Source organism: Porphyromonas bennonis DSM 23058 = JCM 16335 (genome assembly GCF_000375645.1).
GTDB classification, from domain to species: domain Bacteria; phylum Bacteroidota; class Bacteroidia; order Bacteroidales; family Porphyromonadaceae; genus Porphyromonas_A; species Porphyromonas_A bennonis.
On the sequence record NZ_AQWR01000004.1, the window covers coordinates 26,629 to 44,562 of the forward strand.

Below are 17,934 nucleotides of genomic sequence, written 5' to 3' on the forward strand. Positions count from 1 at the left end.
GACAACCATGGCTACTGTAAGATACTCTGATGAGGAGCTGGAGGAGTTTCGCCAGATCATCAATGAGAAGCTCGACAAGGCTCGCAAGGACTACGACTCGCTCATCGAGTCGATGAATGGGAGCGAGAATAGCGATATCAACGACACCTCGCCCTCGTACAAGAATCTCTCCGAGTCGGCGACCCTCGCCTCTCGCCAGGAGACAGCCTCCCTCGCAGCGCGTCAGAAGAAATTTATCCAAAATCTGGAGGCTGCCCTGATACGCATCGAGAATAAGACCTACGGCGTCTGCCGTATCACCGGCAAGCTCATCCCTAAGGAACGGCTCCGTGCCGTCCCACACGCTACGCTTAGCGTCGAAGCAAAGAACGCCGGATACAAGTAATCACAGGTAAGTCTATCGTCTACAGTGAGCGTCAACGACATACCCTCCACAGCAGATCAACCTGTCACTGATCCGAGAGAGATGCCTGCAGATCGTCCCCGACGTCGACTTACTGTCGCTGTGGGACTGGCTCTCCTGCTCTTAGTTATTGACCAAGCTATCAAGATATGGGTCAAGACCCATATGCAGCTCGGCGAAAGCATCGTGGTGGCAGATTGGTTTCAGATCTACTTTACGGAGAATCCCGGGATGGCATTTGGCTGGGAGCTTTTTGACAAGCTCTTCCTGACTCTCTTCCGCATAGTCGCCAGCGTGCTGCTGGGGTGGCTGGTGGTCTACGTCTCGAGGAGGCGATATGGTCGCGGCGTGCTGACCTGTCTGGTCGCTATCTTTGCCGGTGCAGTGGGTAATATCATCGACTCTATTTTTTACGGGAAGATTTTCACCCACAGCTACGGACAGGTAGCGACGATCTTCCCCACCACACCGGAGACAGGCTATGGAGACTGGTTTCAGGGAAAGGTGGTGGATATGTTTTACTTCCCCATCATCCGCAGTCAGTGGCCCGACTGGGTGCCCGGCTGGGGAGGAGAGGAGCTGATCTTCTTCCGCCCGATATTCAACTTTGCCGATGCATGCATTTCGGTTGGTGTGATTGCGCTACTGCTATTCTACAGTGGCTCTTTTGCTCACCTGATGGGTCATATCGGTAGTAAGAAACCTAAGGACAGAGCACCGGAGGACTCCGTCATACGTGATGAGGAAGCATCGTAGTCTCTGCAGCCTGATCCTGCTCTCCATCGCACTGATAGTGCTCCTCTCGCAGTGTCGCCGCCGACCGGATTCGATCCTGACGAGAGACGAGATGAAGGCAGTCACCAAGGATATGGTCCTGGCCCAGTCTTACATCGACAGCAAGTATGGGATGCCGGACTCGGTCCGCGAAGCATACTATAGGAGTGTGCTGGAGAAGCATGGGATCTCGCAGGCAAAGTACGATACCTCTCTCGTCTGGTACGGAGAAAATCTCCCGATGCTCACGAAGATCTACAATCAGATCATCGAGGAGCTTCAGCAGGAGGCTGTAGTTTTAGACACCTTATACCAAGACTCCATACGCCGCGCCGGGCTGTCCTATAAGCCGCTGGAGTCGCTCTGGAGTGAGCCCTCAAGGGTCTGTCTCTCGGAGGGAAACCAAGGCTACCGCTTTATGATGTGTGAGCTTAGGAGCGGCAGTGTGGCAGGAGGGGACACGCTTGACTTTGGCTTTAATATACTGCCGGGGCTGCTTAGCTCCGGGGAGAGGATCGAGGTCTCTTTCGTCACCCTCACCCGAGACAGCAGCATCGTCTACTCCACCCAGACCACACTGGATGGCAAGGGCGACCGACGGATAGCACTCGAGTATGTCACGCCTCAAGACACCACAAGCGAGCAGAGCCAGTGGCACCGGCTCTTCCTCTCCTACTATCGTGATAAGGACTGCCTAAGGAAGATCCCGTTAGTCCTTGATAGTATTTACCTCTCCAAGCGTGAGCCTCTGGTGGTGGAGGAACAGGCAGAGGAGGAGACTGAAGAGTAAAATTAACTAACTTTGTAACTAAGATCGGCACAGACCTATGGGACAGACGGGAGATATGACACTCATCTACAGTCCGGAGACTCTGGACTTTATCCAGCAGAGCATGAATTACCTCGCCCTGCTCGATCCCGAGGTCACCCCTCGATGGACGAAGGAGACGGTGCGGGAGTGCCGAGACACACTGGCAGCAGTGTATGCCGCAGCAACGAGACTTCCGGATCTGGATCCATCGCTTTTCTTTGGCGAGCTGGAGCATTTAGTCGAGGAAGAGGATTACGAACGGGTGAGACGACGCTACGAGCGATTCTTTGCCGACCGAGACCTATTCCCCGATGCACTCAATGAGCAGATGCAATACTCGGAGCGTCCGATCAACGTCAGTCTCAGTGAGCTGCTTGCCGACCTCTTCCAGGCTCTCGCCGATATCGTCTGGGTCTATAGGCAGCAAAATGAGGAGACAATGGTCCAGTCCATTGCCGAGGCGAGGTACGCCTTTGACCACGAGTGGGGAGAGAAGCTTGCAGCCGTGCTCAGACGACTCCACCTCCTACTCAGCGATCCGGACTTTATGCCCCTGGAGATGCCGGACGATGAGGATGACCTATTGAGCCATGACGAGTAATATGCCTTTAGATCGGACCACCATCACCAAGGAAGAGCTCGGGGAGCTGGAGGCGGAGGAGCTTCCGGTGCCGGTCACAATCCTTGACGCCTCGTGCTCGGACGAAGAGATAGAGAGCGTCATGGATGCGCTCTCGAGAGCTGCCGTCCTCGGTCTGGACACAGAGACTAAGCCTTCATTTCATAAGGGCGAGGGGAACAAGGTCTCCATACTTCAGCTCTCCGATCACGAGCGATCAGTAATCATCAAGCTCCTGACTTTTGACGGCAAGGAGGACAAGGCATCACGCCTTGCCCCCGTAGCACGCGTGCTTGCAGACGACAAGACGCTCCTCGTGGGCGTGTCTATCCACGATGACGCCCTCGGCCTGAGGAAAGACCATGGCCTAGAGTGCCATCAGGTCCTTGAGCTGCAGCTGACAGCCAAGGCCGCTGGGCTTAAGGTCTTCTCGCTCTCCAAACTCTATGCCCTACTCTACGACAAGCGCATCTCCAAGAGCCAGCGACTCAGTAATTGGGAGAGCGAGAAACTGTCGGAAGCGCAGACAAACTATGCCGCACTTGATGCCTATGCCGGACTGCTGATCTACGACGGGCTCAAGGACTACGTCAAGCCATCTATGATCGAAAAGAAAGTGGGGCCAACTGTGAGAATGCCAAAATCTAAGAGGAAAGAACCTTCTGCCAGAGTGCGAAAGCGGAGGGTGAAAGCCAAGCCCCGAAGCACAAAAGCCAGAAACAAAACCACCGACAAATAACTCTCCTCATGACTACCAACAACACCATACCGATACTCCACTTACGCCCCGGAAAGGATGAGCCGATGGAGCGCCGCCATCCCTGGGTCTTCTCGGGAGCTCTGGATCGGAGAGATACCGATGGACTGATGGAAGGAGACGTGGTTGAGCTCAGGAGCTCCAAGGATGACTTTGTCGCCCGCGGCTACTGGTCTCCTGAGAATATTGCGATACGGATCCTCACTTTCGATGTATCCGAGCAGATTGATCAAGCGTTCTGGATCCGGCGACTGAGGGAGGCTCTCGAAGTGAGGGAGGCTGTCGGACTAGCGATGGAGCATGCCGCCTTCCGCTGGGTTTATGGAGAGGGTGATGGACTCCCAGGACTGATCATCGACCTGTACGACTCTATCGCTGTTATGCAGGCTCACACACTCGGCATCCACAGACAGCGACACCTGATCTCAGAGGCGATGTCCGCTGTACTCGGCAGTCGCCTGCAGGTGGTTTACTACAAGAGCGCTGAGACGCTGACGGCAAGCTCTCCGATAGAGGGAGAGATTGATGAGCTGCTTATGGGATCTCTACCGAAGGAGCAGGAGGTGGTGATCGACGAGCGGGGGATGAAGTTTTACCTCGACGTCGTCAAGGGACAGAAGACCGGCTTCTTCTTAGATCAGAGAGACAACCGCTCCCTCTTGAGACAGTATGCTAAGGGGCGGAAGGTGCTCAATATGTTTTGCTACACGGGGGGCTTTTCCCTCGCTGCCATGCTGGGAGAGGCTAAGCATGTGGTGTCCGTGGACAGCTCAGAGCGCGCCATAGACCTGACGGCAAGGAATATGGAGCTCAACTTCCCCAGCAGGGACGATACCCACGAGGAGATCGCCACCGATGCATTTGGCTACTTAGAGGGACTACAGGGGGGAGAGTACGACCTGATGGTGCTGGATCCACCCGCCTTTGCAAAGAATAGACGCGTCCTCTCACGCGCACTAAATGGCTACCGTCGGCTCAATCGCATAGCTCTCCAGAAGATTGCCCCCTCGAGCCTGCTCTTCACCTTCAGTTGCTCACAGGTGGTTAGTCCTGAGAAATTTCAAGAAGCAGTATTTACCGCTGCTCTGCAAGCCGGGCGTGAGGTGAGGATCCTCCATCGACTTACTCAGGCAGCGGATCATCCCGTGAATATCTATCACCCCGAGGGAGAGTATCTCAAGGGTCTAGTACTCTACGTCAAGTGATGTCCCAGCACTTCTCTCGACTCGCTCCACTGCTCCTTCTCATCGGGATGCTGTCCTCCTGTTTCGAGACGAGGAAGGAGAGAGAGTCGGAGGAGGTCAACTACCGAAAGTGGAGCGAAATCATCGCCAGTGACACGCTCCGAGTGGGGACGGTCACTTCTCCTACCGACTTCTACTTCTACAGAGGCGAGCCCTTCGGTCTCGAGTATCAGAAGGTATCTCGCTTTGCCGAGACGAACAAGCTCAAGCTCGACATCAGGGTCACTGGTAGCAGGGACAGTCTCATGTCATGGATCTCATCCGGAGCAATAGACCTATCCATCACGCCATTTGCCATGACTTCCGAGCTCGGCAAGTCGTATGACTTTGCCGGCACTGTAGACACGATCGCCTTAGTAGTGGTGCAAAATAGGTCCATCACACCACTACTCCGCCAGGTTGTGGACCTCGATGGCAAGTCGATCTACGTCTCCTCCAGTAGCCCGGCAGAGATACGGCTAAAGCAGATCGTTGCTGAGGCAGCGCTGGACTCCCTCCATATCCTGCCGGTCGACTCACTGGGTGATGTGGACCTGATCAAGTCGGTCGCTGACCAGGAGGACTTTATCCGCTACGCAGCAGTAGACACCCGGCTCGCCGGATTATTTCAGCGTCACCACCCCACCCTCGACACTGAGCTTCGCATCAGCGTACCACTACGGTACAGTTGGATGCTGCACAAGGGGAATCAGAGCCTCGCCGAGCAGATCAGCACCTTTTTCAACACCTCACCGGAAGAGGAAGTGAATGATCCCGATCGCCTACTAACGATAGAGAGTGGCAATTACTTCAGGGACCTCAGATCCCCCCTTCCTACTCCTACCATCCGACCGGGTGCGATCTCTCCTTACGATGAGATATTCATGCAAGAGGCAAAGCGTCTGGGCTGGCACTGGAGCTATCTCGCTGCTATCGCCTTCACAGAGTCCCGCTTCATCCCGGACGTTGTAGCCCGATCAGGGGCGAGGGGACTCATGGGTGTGATGCCCGCCACCGGTCGAGCGTACGGGGTGAGCAGTGATCAGTTGCTAGACCCTCTGACAGCAGTGCGCGTGGCGGTCGATTGCCTTAGGGACAATGAGAAGTCCTTCAGCAACATCAGGGACACCCACGAGCGAGAGTGCTTTACCCTCGCCGCATACAACGCCGGTTACGGTCACGTCCTGGATGCGATGCGGCTGGCACGCAAGTACAGCGCCCCCGACAGCGTCTGGGAGGGTGGCGTAAGGGAGTACCTCCTCCTTAAGAGCACACCGAAGTACTTCAATGACCCCGTAGTCAAGTTTGGCTACGTCCGAGGCTCGGAGACAGTCAAGTATGTAGACAATATCATGCACCTCTCTGCCCTCTATCAGGGAGCAAAGAGTAAGGAAAAATAGTTAGCTAAGAGTATGAAAATAGTAAACTTATCAGAGCAAAACAGCCTCATCAATCGCTTCATAGCAGAGATGAGAGATGTCGATATCCATGGGGACTCGATGCGCTTCCGGAGCAATGCCAGGCGCCTCGGTGAGATCATGGCTTACGAGATCAGTAAGACTCTCGACTACACCGAGAAGAGGGTGACCACCCCCCTTGGGACCAAGGATATGTACCTGCCTACTGAGGAGGTAGTCGTCGCCACCATCCTCCGTGCCGGGCTCCCCATGCAGATCGGACTGACCAACTACTTCGACAAGGCTGACAACGCTTTCGTCTCCGCTTACCGCAAGGAGGGTGGCGATAGTGAACTGGGATTTGACGTGCATATAGAGTACTTGGCCTCGCCATCGCTTGAGGGACGGACACTGATCCTCGCCGACCCTATGCTGGCGACAGGGAGCTCGATGATGCTTGCCTACAATGCACTCCTCACTAAGGGGCAGCCCGCCACCACCCACTTCGCTGCCATCATCGCCAGCCAGCAGGGAGTAGACATGCTCTCTAAGCACGCCCCTGAGGACTCCACCCTCTGGATCACCGCCCTCGATGATAAGCTCAATGAGCACGCCTACATCGTCCCTGGACTGGGTGATGCCGGCGACCTCTCATTTGGGACCAAGATGGACTAATAGCATTTCACCAAGAGCAGAGCCTCCGATGGGACATGTGTCTCGTTGGAGGCTCTGCTCGTTATGGTCCTTCTGCCCTATACCTTCCTCAGCCAGATGCTCCGCACGCTGTGATCATCGCTCTTCTCGATGATGAGATTGGAGCGAAAGCGCGTCGGCTCGATATTCTGGACGAGATTGATCAGATTGATATCGTCCCACACTTTATTTGCCAGACCGATCGTCTCTTCTCTGGTGAGATCGGCGTAGCGATAGAAGTAGGAGTCCTTATTCCGAAACGCTGTCTGCTGCAGCTTGATGAAGCGGTCCACATACCAACGGCGGATCGCAGACTTATCCGCATCGACATAGATGGAGAAGTCAAAGAAGTCTGACACGAAGACCGACCGACGCGCCCTGGAGGCATCCACACTCGCCTGCAGGACATTGATCCCTTCGATGATCAGCACATCCGGCTGATCTACATCGTCATACTCATCAGGGATGACATCATAGAAGAGGTGAGAGTACTTAGGAGACGGCAAGTGACGACGACCACTCTTGACCGCCGCAAGGAAGTTGAGCAGGCGCAGCACATCGTAGCTCTCGGGGAAGCCCTTTCGGTCACTCAGACCACGTCGCTCCAGCTCGGCATTGGGGTACAGGAAGCCATCAGTCGTCACGAGCGAGACCTTTGGCGTCTCTTCATTCATCGACAGAAGCTTCTGCAGGACCCTCGCGGTCGTACTCTTACCTACAGCGACACTGCCGGCGATCCCTATGACGTAGGGAACGGTCTGAAATTGTCGGTGAAAAAACTCCCCGTAGTCGCTCTGCAGATTCTTGTGGTGCATAATGTTTATCTCCAGGAAGCGACACATAGGGAGATAAATATCGCTGATCTCCTCCACGGTCAGCGGCTCATTCATCGCGTGGAGCTTGCTCACGTCTATCTCAGAGAAGGGGAAGTCAGGATGGCTGTCCAGACTGCTCCACTGATCTCTCGTAAACGACTGATAGGGCGAAAATGTAGCGGTGTAAGGTTTCATTTGACGGTCGATAAGTCCTTCGTACTATATCACGACAAAGGTATCTATTTTACCCCACCCCAGCTCAAGCGCAGGGAGTGTCGTTACAGGGGAAAAGCAGCACAGAAAACCTCACAACTCAATACAAAGAATGAACAAAAATCAGATCGCTGGCTCTCAGCATATTGCGAATCGTCACATCTAATACCGATAAAAGACTTCACTATAGTCGGTATTAGTGTTGACTAATACCGACTATAGTGATCACTAATACCGGTATTAGTCTAGGTCAATCATCATTTGGTCCTGATGCGATTGGTCAAAAGGTAAGGCATATGAATGGATATGGATGTCAGTAAATGTGTAACTTTACGCCCGAGATTTCCGTATGATAGACCGTAATACCATTGACCGCATCATGGAGCGCGCCGACATCGTCGACGTGGTGGGAGACTTCGTGGCACTGAAGAAGCATGGCAAGGATTACATCGGCTTGTGTCCTTTCCATGACGACTCGAGACCATCATTCAATGTCTCCACAACTAAGAACATCTGCAAGTGCTTCGCCTGTGGCGTGGGAGGTACGCCGGTCTCATTCTTAGAGAAATACCTGCACCTCACCTTCCCCGACGCCATCAAGTACCTCGGAAAGAAGTATGGTATACCGGTCGTAGAGACGCAGCTCTCGGCCGAGGAGCAGGAGGCGCGCACAGAGCGAGACAAGCTTCTGTCTGCCAATGCATTTGCGAGAGACGCATTCACCAACGAACTGCATAACGGCAACGAGGGGCGCCTCATCGGTCTGAAGTACTTTCGCGACCGCGACCTAAGCGATGAGACGATCAAGCGATTTGAGCTCGGATACTCGCCGAGGGATCGTCACTTCCTCTACTCATTAGCAAAGGAGAAGGGCGTCTCCGCCGATGCCCTCGAGCAGGTTGGGCTCCTCTTCCGGACCGATGACGGGCAATATATCGACCGATACCGGGACCGCGTCATCTACCCCATTCACTCGATCAGCGGTTCGATCGTAGGCTTCGGAGGCAGGATCTTAGTCAAGAAGGAGAATACGGGGAAGTACATCAATTCGCCCGCTTCCTCGATCTACGATAAGAGCCGGGAGCTCTACGGACTCTACTTCGCTAAGCAAGCGATCGCAAAGAAGGACAAGTGCATCGTGGTGGAGGGATATATGGATGTGCTGTCCATGCATCAGCGAGGGATTACCAATGTGGTGGCCAGCTCAGGGACCGCCCTCACGACGCAGCAGGTGCAGAAGATCAAGCGCTTTACGTCTAATCTCACCTTTATCTTCGATTCCGATGCCGCCGGCATCAAGGCGGCCATGAGGGGACTGGACGTAGGGCTGGAGCGCGGGATGAGTCTCCATACAGTGCTGCTGCCGGAGGGCGAGGATCCCGACTCCTTTGCCAAGGGCCACACTGCAGAGGAGATCGAGCAGTACATCAGCGAGCATGAGGAGGATAGCCTACGCTTCAATGCCCGGATCCTCTCTGAGCAAAACGGGACTGATACACCTCAGGGCATAGCAGATACCGTGGCGGTCATAGCGGAGTCGATGGCGCACATCCAGGATAAGCTGATCCTGGATATCTACGTCAAGGATATGGCTCCCCGACTGGGTGTCGAGCCGGAGCACCTGCTGGAGCGGATCCAGAAGCTGCAGCAGCAACAGAGGAATACCATCCGACGGGAGTGGCAAAACACACAGCGCCGCCAGGAGCAACAGAAGCGAGAGGAAGAGGCGACTACTCCCAACCCAACGGTACCTAAGGAGCAGACCAGCCAGCCTGACGAAAGACTCAATCCTTTCGAGATCACGCTGCTGGGCGAAATCATGAAGAACGGACTCATGGAGATACCCGACTACGAGATAGAGCCGGGAAGGCATGGCTGTAGCCTGATCCAGGTAGTGCAGAAGGAGACGAGGGACCTGAGGGAGAATGGTACCCTGACCACACACTTCTGCACCATACTCGATGAGGTGGAGCGCCTCTATGAGGAGGAACCCAATCCAGACATTGCCAAGTACCTCTCCTGGCACGAGGATCCGGTGATCCTGCACACGGTGGCAGATCTGCTGATGAATGAGGAGGAGCTGAGCGAGATGCACTCTGTCTACATCAGCGAGGCCTCCACACCGATAGAGGTGGTCAGTCGGGTCATGAGGACAATCCTGAGCTACAAGTACGACTTTGTCCTCAGGCAGATCTCGGACCTGCTGCAGCAACTGCAGACCATACCGATGGATCATCAGGAGGGTGACGAAGCTCTGGATGAGCGGTCAAGAGAATTACTCGCCGAGCTGGCGAACCTAAACCAGATGAAGGTAGATATGAGTCGAATGCTGGGGGATCGCATCCTCACACCGACCCTTAAGCTTCAGCCAAGACAACATTAGAAATAACGCATATATAGATGGAAAACTACTTACTTGAGGCGAGAGACATCGTCAAGGATTTCTCCGCACATCGAGCTCTGGATCACGCCAGTCTGAGAGTTGAGCGTGGTAAGATCCATGGTCTTCTTGGACCCAATGGTGCCGGGAAGACTACCCTCATCCGCGTCTTGACCCGCCTGACCGTGCCGGACGAGGGGGAGATCACCTTTGCAGGACATCCCTTCACCAGCAAGGACCTGAAGCACATCGGCTACCTCCCTGAGGAGCGAGGTCTTTACCCTAAGATGAAGGTTGGCAAGCAGGCTCTCTACTTTGCTCAGCTCAAGGGGCTGGAGCGCAAGGAGGCTGAGAAGAGACTGCGCATGTGGTTCGAGCGACTGGACATCATCGACTGGTGGGACAAGAAGGTGGGAGAACTGAGCAAAGGAATGGCTCAGAAGGTCCAATTCGTCTGCACCATTATCCACCAGCCGGATCTGCTGATCTTCGACGAGCCCTTTAGCGGCTTCGACCCGATCAATGCGGAGATCCTGAAGCGAGAGATGCTTCGCTTGAGAGATGAGGGACACTCGATCATCTTCTCCACCCACGACATGTACAGCGTGGAGGAGCTGTGCGACAACATCACGCTCATCAACCACTCTCACGTGGTCCTCGATGGGGACATCCACGAGGTGCGTAACGACTATAGAGGTAATCTCTACCGGATCGTCTACGACTCTGAGATAGAGCTCCCGGAGGCAGTGAGGGAGAAATTTGTCTTCCGCACCGATGAGACCAACCTGTACGGTCAGCACACTCTGGTGATCGAGAATACCCCGGGAATGAGTTCACGCGAGCTGCTGGCGGCCTTTGGACCCATCGGGGAGGTGGTGAGCTACGAGGAGATCATCCCGAGTATGAATGATATATTCATCGATGTAGTCAAGAAGAGCGGTGCCCCGACAGAGCTACAGAGTATTACGGATAAGCAAAGAGAGATCGAAGAGAGCCATGAATAATTTCCTCATCGTACTCCGAAAGGAGTATATGACCATCGTAGGGAAGAAGTCATTCATCATCATGACCTTCCTCACCCCCGTCCTGATGATACTCCTGGGAGCTGTGCCGGCTCTGCTCGGAGTCTTTGCGAAGGATACCAGTGACAAGGAGGTGATCATCGTGGACCAGACCGGCAAGTACTACGATGCCATCAAGGCAGGAGAGGCAGAGGGCTTCCACTTTATGAATGGCGCAAACAACATATCGGAGTACAAGAGTGAAGCGCTCTCCTCTGACAGCCTCTACGCAGTCGTGGTCATCACAAAGGATCTCCTCAAGGACCCACGAGCCATAACGATCTACTCCACCGCTACGATCCCTCCGGCGCTGGAAAAAAACCTCTCCGAGACACTCTCAAAGGAGCTGCAGCAGGAGAAGATCGCATCCTACGAGATCCCGGAGCTGGACAAGATCATCGCTGACTCCAAGGTGTCAGTGGATATCTCCACCGTACAGTGGAGTTCTGACGGGGAGGAGGTAGCAGCCTCAGCTACGGTGGGAATGATCACGGGGCAGATATTCAATTTTGCCCTCTACTTCTTCGTCATCATGTATGGATCGATGGTGATGGAGAGTGTGCGAGTGGAGAAGAAGAATAGGATCATGGAGATCCTCGCCACGAGCGTCAAGCCCACCACCCTACTCTGGGCAAAGATCGTGGGCATCGGTCTCGTCGGAATCACTCAGCTGCTGATGTGGGGACTCTTCTTCGTCATCGTCTTCGTGGCACTGCAGTCACTACTGCTGAGCTCGGTGACCTTTGATATGAACCAATTCAAGGACGCTGTGATGGCAGCACAGGAGGGAGGCTACGATGCTGAGCTGGCAGGCAGCCTGGAGGCACTGGCGAATATCAATTACGGACAGATCATCCTCTGCTTCCTCTGTTACTTCATCACCTCCTACGTCTCTTTCGCCGCACTTTACGCAGCTTCCGGCGCGGTTACAGACGCCGAGGAGGGAGTCAATCAGATCACTCTGCCGATCACCATCCTGCTGCTTTTTGGATTCATCTTCGGCTTCTACTCGGCAGAGAATCCCAATACCAATATCTCCCTTGTCACCTCCTTCATCCCCTTCATGGCACCCAATGTCATGATGGTGAGACTACCCTTCAATCCTCCCGCCTGGCAGGTCTGGCTGTCGATGTTTATCATGATTGCCTTCACCTGCTTCTTCGTCTGGTTTGCAGCCAAGATCTTCCGCGTCGGTATGCTGATGTACGGCAAAAAGCCGAGTATGAAAGAGCTCTGGCGCTGGATCAAGTACGAGTGACCCCTTGCTCGTTAACCTGCATTAACTATTTATTGTTTAGATCTTTAGGTAGCTAACAACCAAACCCTTACCGATGTAATGGGAATGTAACACCCTACAGTATAGAGCACTACGCCTAAGGGGTTGAGACCTACAGGGATCGGAAAAAGCAAGAGAATCGGACTTTTTTTGTTTCGATAGGTTTCATAACCTTTGCACTGCAAGGCATCCAGATAAGGCCTTCTCTCCATTGGTTCCAATGGGAGGAGTCCTTATTTTAGCCCCGGATCTATCTGATCTCCCCGGACAGAGTTGCATCAAGGTCGGAGAAATTTTAGAGCATTATGATTAGCAGTACACTTATCAATGCTTGGGATAACTTCCTAAGCAACGTCAGGACCAGTCTTCACTCACCTCAGGACTACCATATGTGGTTTGAGCCCATCAAGCCGATCAAGTGGGAGGACGGGGTGCTGACGGTACGTGTACCCTCTCGTGACTACTACTCGCGGATCGAGTCTCAGTACCTGGAGGTGCTCAAGGAGTCCCTCGGGATCGCCTTTGGGGACAATGTGAAGCTCAACTATCAGATCCCTGACGAGACCCTTCGTCGGACACTGGAGAGTATGCCTCGACAGAGCTTAAGAGGGACAGACATCACTACGATCCAAGACATCGAGCCATCTACCGATCTGTCTCAGTCCGCTCCCGAGGCTCAGAGTGCGCCCTTCCGGACGCACCTGGATAACAGGATGAAGTTTGACAACTTCTACGAGAGTATCTGCAATAGGCTCGCCTACACTGCCGCACGGTCGATCATCAAGAAGCCGGGGAATAATGCATTCAACCCTCTCTTCATCCACGGTGCATCCGGGGTGGGCAAGACGCACATCATGCACGCCATCGGTAATCAGCTGGTAGCCGACAATCCCTCCATGAGAGTGATCTACATACCTGCCCAGACTTTCATGCGTCAGTATGTCTATGCAACGATAAAGGCAAAGCAGCCGGAGCTCTTCTTCGACTACTACCACAATATCGACGTGCTGCTGATGGACGATATCCAGGAGATAGCCAGTGCCACAAGTACGCAGAATGCCTTCTTTCAGATCTTCAATAACCTGAAGCTTCTCGGCAAGCAGATCATCATCACCTGCGATCGTGCACCTGTGGAGCTGAAGGGTTTCGAGGACCGACTCTACACCCGACTGAAGTGGGGTCTTACTGTGGAGATCGAGCGTCCAGACGTACGACTGAGAAGGATGATCCTGCAGTCTAAGGTCAAGGAAGCCAGTGTCACTCTATCCAATGACGTCTTTGACTTCATCGTGGAGCATGCCAAGGACAACGTGAGAGACATCGAGGGATCCCTGACGTCACTAATGGCCTACTCGCTCTACAATGATGTGCCTCTGGACATTCACTTAGCCCATCGCGTCATGTCCCAGACAGTGGGCATTCAGGAGCATAAGGCAGACCTCAGCGAGATTATCGACACCACCTGCCAATTCTATGGAGTCTCTCAGGAGGACATCGAGAGCAAGCGACGTAAGCGAGTAATCGCACTTGCCAGGCAGACCGTGATGTACCTCTGCAAGGAGTACACCGACACTCCACTTAAGGTGATTGGTCAGACCTTAGGCAATAGGCACCACTCCACCGTGATCTACGGCTACAATACCATTCGCGACCTGATGCAGAGTGATCAAAAGGTAGCTAAGGATGTTAAGGAGCTCGCCGCGATGCTTGGCTTCTGAGTTCCATTGGAAGGGCGCTAATTAAGTAGTCCAAAAAGCACCGGTAGTCAATCGCAGCAGTGGTCTGACCTTACAGTCGCAAGAGGCAATCCACACTTAATTGATTATCAGCAGGTCAGAATCTACCACTTCTAATACCGGTATTAGTCTCGACTAATACCGATATTAGTTTTGTCTATTACCGGTAATAGGTTTGACTGAGACCGATATTAGTTTGAGCGCTTCGCTTATTGATCCGGGCAGAGGTGTGGAGTGAAGTCTCAAGCTGCGCGTACACTACAGACAACCATTGCCTTGTACTTGAGACCACACATCCGGTGCGTAAAACTGAGGAGCCGATGACCCAATAGGTAAGTTTCTCACGCGGTTTACCTGCTAAACCAGCGGGAAGCCCTTGCAGATATCACATAATTGTCCTACCTTTGCAGAGCAATGAACCTAAGAGGGGATTGTAAAATGCGGAAATAGCTCAGTTGGTAGAGCGCAACCTTGCCAAGGTTGAGGTCGCGAGTTCGAGCCTCGTTTTCCGCTCAGGTTTTGAGGAGAGTAAGAGCATATCTTACCCTCCTCTTTTCTTGTCCTCCTCAGACCCCTCGACACAGCAGGTGAGCCAGGTACCCGGCACCGGCTACAGGGGTAAGCCGGAAGGGTTGGGTACCTCTGTGCCGACATAGCACCAGCTGCACCCGATCGGATCGATCAACCAGCACCGGGCAGAGCGGACGATAGGAAGAGGGGATCCCACACTCCTTGAGAAACTGAAAGACCGACTTATGCCCCCTACTCATCCCGTGGAGCACGAAGGTGTCAGATGAGCGAGCCGCTCGAATATATGCCCCCTCACAGGGCGACTGGAGAAGCGAGATGGTGAGCAGCTGCGACCAGACCATTTCGGTATCTGCCGGCTGAGCGAAGACAGTGGGGAGGGCTATCCGATAGAGCTTTTTCCTAAAGAGCTCATATTGGGTACCTGCCGCAGTCTTAAATAGAGCCCCACCCTCAGTAGACGGAGAGAGGATATCATCGATCTGGGTCGCCGTAAGATCCATCTCACTCATTATCCGATAGAGTGCAAAGGGATCTCCGTCCAGACATAGGCATCCACAGTCATTATCCCAGAGTGCCACCTTAGCTTGTGCCACTTGCCGATCCAGGTAGTCCTGCTCCTCACGGAGATGGGACATGGTATTGATCGTGCTGGAGGTGAAGGAGGGATTTATCTCCCGAAACAGCGGTATCAGCTTATGGCGAATGAGATTTCGAGTAATGGAGGGATCCTCATTGGTGGAGTCCTCCACATGGGGCAATTTCTGATCAGAGAGATAGTGCAGTATCTCATCACGTGTGACAGATAGGAGAGGACGCCAGACGGAGGTTCGCTCGTCGTAGGATCGCATGCCACAGAGGCCTCTTCCGCCGGTACCCCTGGCGAGATTGAGGAGAAGTGTCTCCACCTGATCACCGGCATGGTGAGCTACCGCAATAGCTGCAGCCTCGTACTCGACCATAAGCTCAGCAAACCAGTCGTACCTCAGTACTCGAGCCGCCATCTCTACAGACAGGCCTTGCTCCCGCGCGTATCCAATGGTGTCGAAAGATCGAACGACGAGCCGAGCATCGGGATAGCGGTCACAGCAGATCCGGCGCACAAAGGTCTCGTCCCTGTCGCTCTCGTCTCCCCGGAGATGAAAATTGACATGCGCAGCGATGACCTCGTAGCCGGACCTGTAGAGCAAGTCCATGAGACAGACTGAGTCCGCCCCTCCACTGAGCCCGACAATGATCGTCGAGCCCTCAGTCATCGTATGGTCGGATAGAGTTAGTGACATAAATGATAGCAAAGAGTGCCTCAGGGCACATTAGCTCTGAGGCACTCCTATGTCGTCGATAGTTACTCTCTTCTATCACTGGAGATCGACCTCACGTGCAGACTCCTCTGCAAGCTCGGGATCGACCAGGACACGTCCGCAATACTCACATGCGGTGATCTTCTTACGAGACTGGATGTCAATGATCCTCTGAGGGGGGATCTTATTGAAGCATCCCTTGCAGGCGCCACGATCGATCGTCACGACAGCGAGACCATTTCGGTACGAGTCACGTGTCCTGTGGAAAGCTCTCAGCAGGCGCTCATCGATCTTGGTCTCGAGCTCCTTAGTCTGATCGTGCAGTCTATCCTCCTGATCCTTTGTCTCAGAGATAATGGTGTCGAGCTCTGTCTTCTTGACCTCAAGGTCTTTTTCTCTCTCCTCAGTCTCGTGACTCAGCTCCTCCATGGCCTCCTCCAGTCGAGCAATACGCTCCTTAGCGAGACGAGTATCCTTCTCAAAGCCCTGTATCTCCAGCTCCTGATACTCTATCTCCTTCACTAAGAGGTCATACTCTCTATTGTTGCTGATATTATGGAGTTGCTCATTGTACTTCTTGATCAGCTCATTAGAGTTGATCGTGCTCTCCTTGTACTCGCCGATCAGGCGATTAAGCTCCTCGATCTCTTCCTGGTCCTTCTGATACCGAGTGTGGCGTCCCTCGATCTCATCCTCCAGGTCACGCACCTCCTCCGGCAGCTCGCCGCGGATGATACGTATACGATCGATCTCACTGGTGACCAGCTGAAGCTTATACAGAGCCTTGAGCTTCTCCTGCACGGAGAGCTCCTCTTGATCTATAGATTTATTACTTGCCATTACTTCTCTCGAGATAATTTACCGGATTTGCACTATTTACAGAGTAGTGGAGTGCAAATGTACCCATTTTCTCTGATAAGATATCCCCTAAGATATTCTGAGTCATCAGCTCGGACTCATAGTGTCCGTAAGTTGCCAGTACCGTGTAGTCAGTAGCGTCGTAAAAGTCGTTGTACTTCGCCTCACCAGTGATGAATAGCTCCGCACCCCTCCTCCCTGCTCGCTTATAGAGGGAGGCACCGGATCCGCTGCAGAAGGCCACCCTACTGACCTTATGTCCGTCGTAGCGACTGTGACAGACCCTCTCGACAGGCTGGAAGGCAGACATACTGTCCACAATCTCCTTAAGCGTCATCGGACGGGGTAAGTCACCGATCACTCCGCCTCCCACCTCGGGAGACTGATAACTAATCGGGAGGACGTCGATAGCAGGCTCCTCGTAGGGATGAGCACTCCGTAGCGCAGACAGGACCGTGCTCAGCCTCCCCCTGTCGACCAATACCGCAATGCAGGTCTCCGGCTCTACATGAGCCTCACCCGGTGCGCCGCAGTGAGGATGAGCGTCTGATGACGGCGTAAATCGTCCCTCTCCATCGACCGAGAAGCTGCATCCACTATACTCCCCCTGCATACCTGCTCCGGCATCTGCCAGAGCTGTTCTGATCGCATCTGCATCCTGAAGAGGGGCATATGTGACCACCTTAAAGTAATAGTCTGACTTTGGTTCGAGGACCTGTACATTCCGCAGGCCCATCATCCTCGCCCAGTAAAAGTTAGGACCCAAAGAACTATTATCCAGACTGGTGTGTGCGCTGTAGATGACCAGATCGTGCTTTAGCGCAAAGGCCACGCATCTCTCAATGTAGGTCTCAGAGGTGATCCGTCTTAAGCTGTGGAATAGCAGCGGATGGTGCGTAAATATCGCATTGCAGCCTAAGTCGACAGCCTCCTGAAGCACCGCCTCAGTGATATCAATTGCCAGAAGTACACCCCTACACTCCTGGTCCGTATTACCCAGCTGCAGACCGGAGTTGTCGTACGACTCCTGCAGAGAGACCGGGACTTGCGTCTCGAGGAAAGAGATAAGCTCTGATATTTTCATATGTA

Annotated in this window: 16 protein-coding genes and 1 tRNA gene; 13 read left to right on the forward strand and 4 right to left on the reverse strand. The window is 53.7% G+C overall.

Annotated elements, in window-relative coordinates; all coding sequences use genetic code 11:
• Positions 1 to 7: 7 nt before the first annotated feature.
• The 8 genes from B088_RS01505 (at position 8) to upp (ending at position 6,659) form a co-directional block, all read left to right on the forward strand.
• A complete protein-coding gene (locus B088_RS01505; protein WP_018106643.1) occupies positions 8 to 385 on the forward strand; it encodes a TraR/DksA family transcriptional regulator in 378 nt (125 codons plus the stop codon).
• Between the two features lie 81 nt (positions 386 to 466).
• Positions 467 to 1,159: a lipoprotein signal peptidase gene (locus tag B088_RS01510; protein ID WP_018106644.1), complete on the forward strand. Its 693-nt coding sequence runs from the start codon at positions 467 to 469 to the stop codon at positions 1,157 to 1,159.
• A complete protein-coding gene (locus tag B088_RS08215) occupies positions 1,143 to 1,967 on the forward strand; it encodes a DUF4296 domain-containing protein (RefSeq protein WP_018106645.1) in 825 nt (274 codons plus the stop codon). The genes B088_RS01510 and B088_RS08215 overlap by 17 nt, the downstream gene beginning before the upstream one ends.
• A 37-nt stretch (positions 1,968 to 2,004) precedes the next feature.
• Positions 2,005 to 2,589, forward strand: a complete 585-nt coding sequence (locus B088_RS01520) for a DUF5063 domain-containing protein (RefSeq protein WP_018106646.1) — start codon at positions 2,005 to 2,007, stop codon at positions 2,587 to 2,589.
• Entirely contained in the window at positions 2,579 to 3,346 is a 768-nt protein-coding gene (locus B088_RS01525; RefSeq protein WP_018106647.1) for a 3'-5' exonuclease, read from the forward strand. The genes B088_RS01520 and B088_RS01525 overlap by 11 nt, the downstream gene beginning before the upstream one ends.
• Positions 3,347 to 3,354: 8 nt before the next feature.
• Positions 3,355 to 4,569: a class I SAM-dependent rRNA methyltransferase gene (locus B088_RS01530; RefSeq protein ID WP_018106648.1), complete on the forward strand. Its 1,215-nt coding sequence runs from the start codon at positions 3,355 to 3,357 to the stop codon at positions 4,567 to 4,569.
• Positions 4,569 to 5,987 carry an MltF family protein gene (locus tag B088_RS08220; protein ID WP_018106649.1) on the forward strand — a complete coding sequence of 473 codons (1,419 nt, stop codon included), beginning with the start codon at positions 4,569 to 4,571 and terminating at the stop codon, positions 5,985 to 5,987. The genes B088_RS01530 and B088_RS08220 overlap by 1 nt, the downstream gene beginning before the upstream one ends.
• A gap of 12 nt (positions 5,988 to 5,999) precedes the next feature.
• Positions 6,000 to 6,659 carry a uracil phosphoribosyltransferase gene (gene upp, locus B088_RS01540; RefSeq protein ID WP_018106650.1) on the forward strand — a complete coding sequence of 220 codons (660 nt, stop codon included), beginning with the start codon at positions 6,000 to 6,002 and terminating at the stop codon, positions 6,657 to 6,659.
• 77 nt (positions 6,660 to 6,736) lie between these two features.
• Here upp and coaA read toward each other — a convergent pair whose 3' ends face one another.
• A complete protein-coding gene (coaA, locus tag B088_RS01545; protein ID WP_018106651.1) occupies positions 6,737 to 7,687 on the reverse strand; it encodes a type I pantothenate kinase in 951 nt (316 codons plus the stop codon).
• 367 nt (positions 7,688 to 8,054) lie between these two features.
• Between coaA and dnaG the strand changes: the two genes are divergently transcribed.
• The 5 genes from dnaG (at position 8,055) to B088_RS01570 (ending at position 14,671) form a co-directional block, all read left to right on the forward strand.
• Positions 8,055 to 10,088, forward strand: coding sequence for a DNA primase (gene dnaG / locus B088_RS01550; protein WP_018106652.1), 2,034 nt, complete (start codon positions 8,055 to 8,057; stop codon positions 10,086 to 10,088).
• A 17-nt stretch (positions 10,089 to 10,105) separates the two neighbouring features.
• Positions 10,106 to 11,089: an ABC transporter ATP-binding protein gene (locus B088_RS01555; RefSeq protein ID WP_018106653.1), complete on the forward strand. Its 984-nt coding sequence runs from the start codon at positions 10,106 to 10,108 to the stop codon at positions 11,087 to 11,089.
• The gene (locus tag B088_RS01560) at positions 11,082 to 12,404 is read left to right on the forward strand and encodes an ABC transporter permease (protein WP_018106654.1); all 1,323 of its coding nucleotides are present in this window, start codon (positions 11,082 to 11,084) and stop codon (positions 12,402 to 12,404) included. The genes B088_RS01555 and B088_RS01560 overlap by 8 nt, the downstream gene beginning before the upstream one ends.
• A 323-nt stretch (positions 12,405 to 12,727) precedes the next feature.
• Positions 12,728 to 14,140: a chromosomal replication initiator protein DnaA gene (gene dnaA / locus B088_RS01565; protein WP_018106655.1), complete on the forward strand. Its 1,413-nt coding sequence runs from the start codon at positions 12,728 to 12,730 to the stop codon at positions 14,138 to 14,140.
• 458 nt (positions 14,141 to 14,598) lie between these two features.
• Positions 14,599 to 14,671 (forward strand) — tRNA-Gly (locus tag B088_RS01570).
• A 53-nt stretch (positions 14,672 to 14,724) separates the two neighbouring features.
• Here the strand turns inward: B088_RS01570 and tilS are convergent.
• From tilS to B088_RS01585, 3 genes are all read right to left on the reverse strand, one after another.
• A complete protein-coding gene (gene tilS / locus B088_RS08225; RefSeq protein WP_081605447.1) occupies positions 14,725 to 15,969 on the reverse strand; it encodes a tRNA lysidine(34) synthetase TilS in 1,245 nt (414 codons plus the stop codon).
• Between the two features lie 75 nt (positions 15,970 to 16,044).
• The gene (locus tag B088_RS01580; protein WP_018106657.1) at positions 16,045 to 16,827 is read right to left on the reverse strand and encodes a zinc ribbon domain-containing protein; all 783 of its coding nucleotides are present in this window, start codon (positions 16,825 to 16,827) and stop codon (positions 16,045 to 16,047) included.
• Entirely contained in the window at positions 16,817 to 17,929 is a 1,113-nt protein-coding gene (locus tag B088_RS01585; protein ID WP_018106658.1) for a Nif3-like dinuclear metal center hexameric protein, read from the reverse strand. The genes B088_RS01580 and B088_RS01585 overlap by 11 nt, the downstream gene beginning before the upstream one ends.
• Positions 17,930 to 17,934 lie beyond the last annotated feature (5 nt).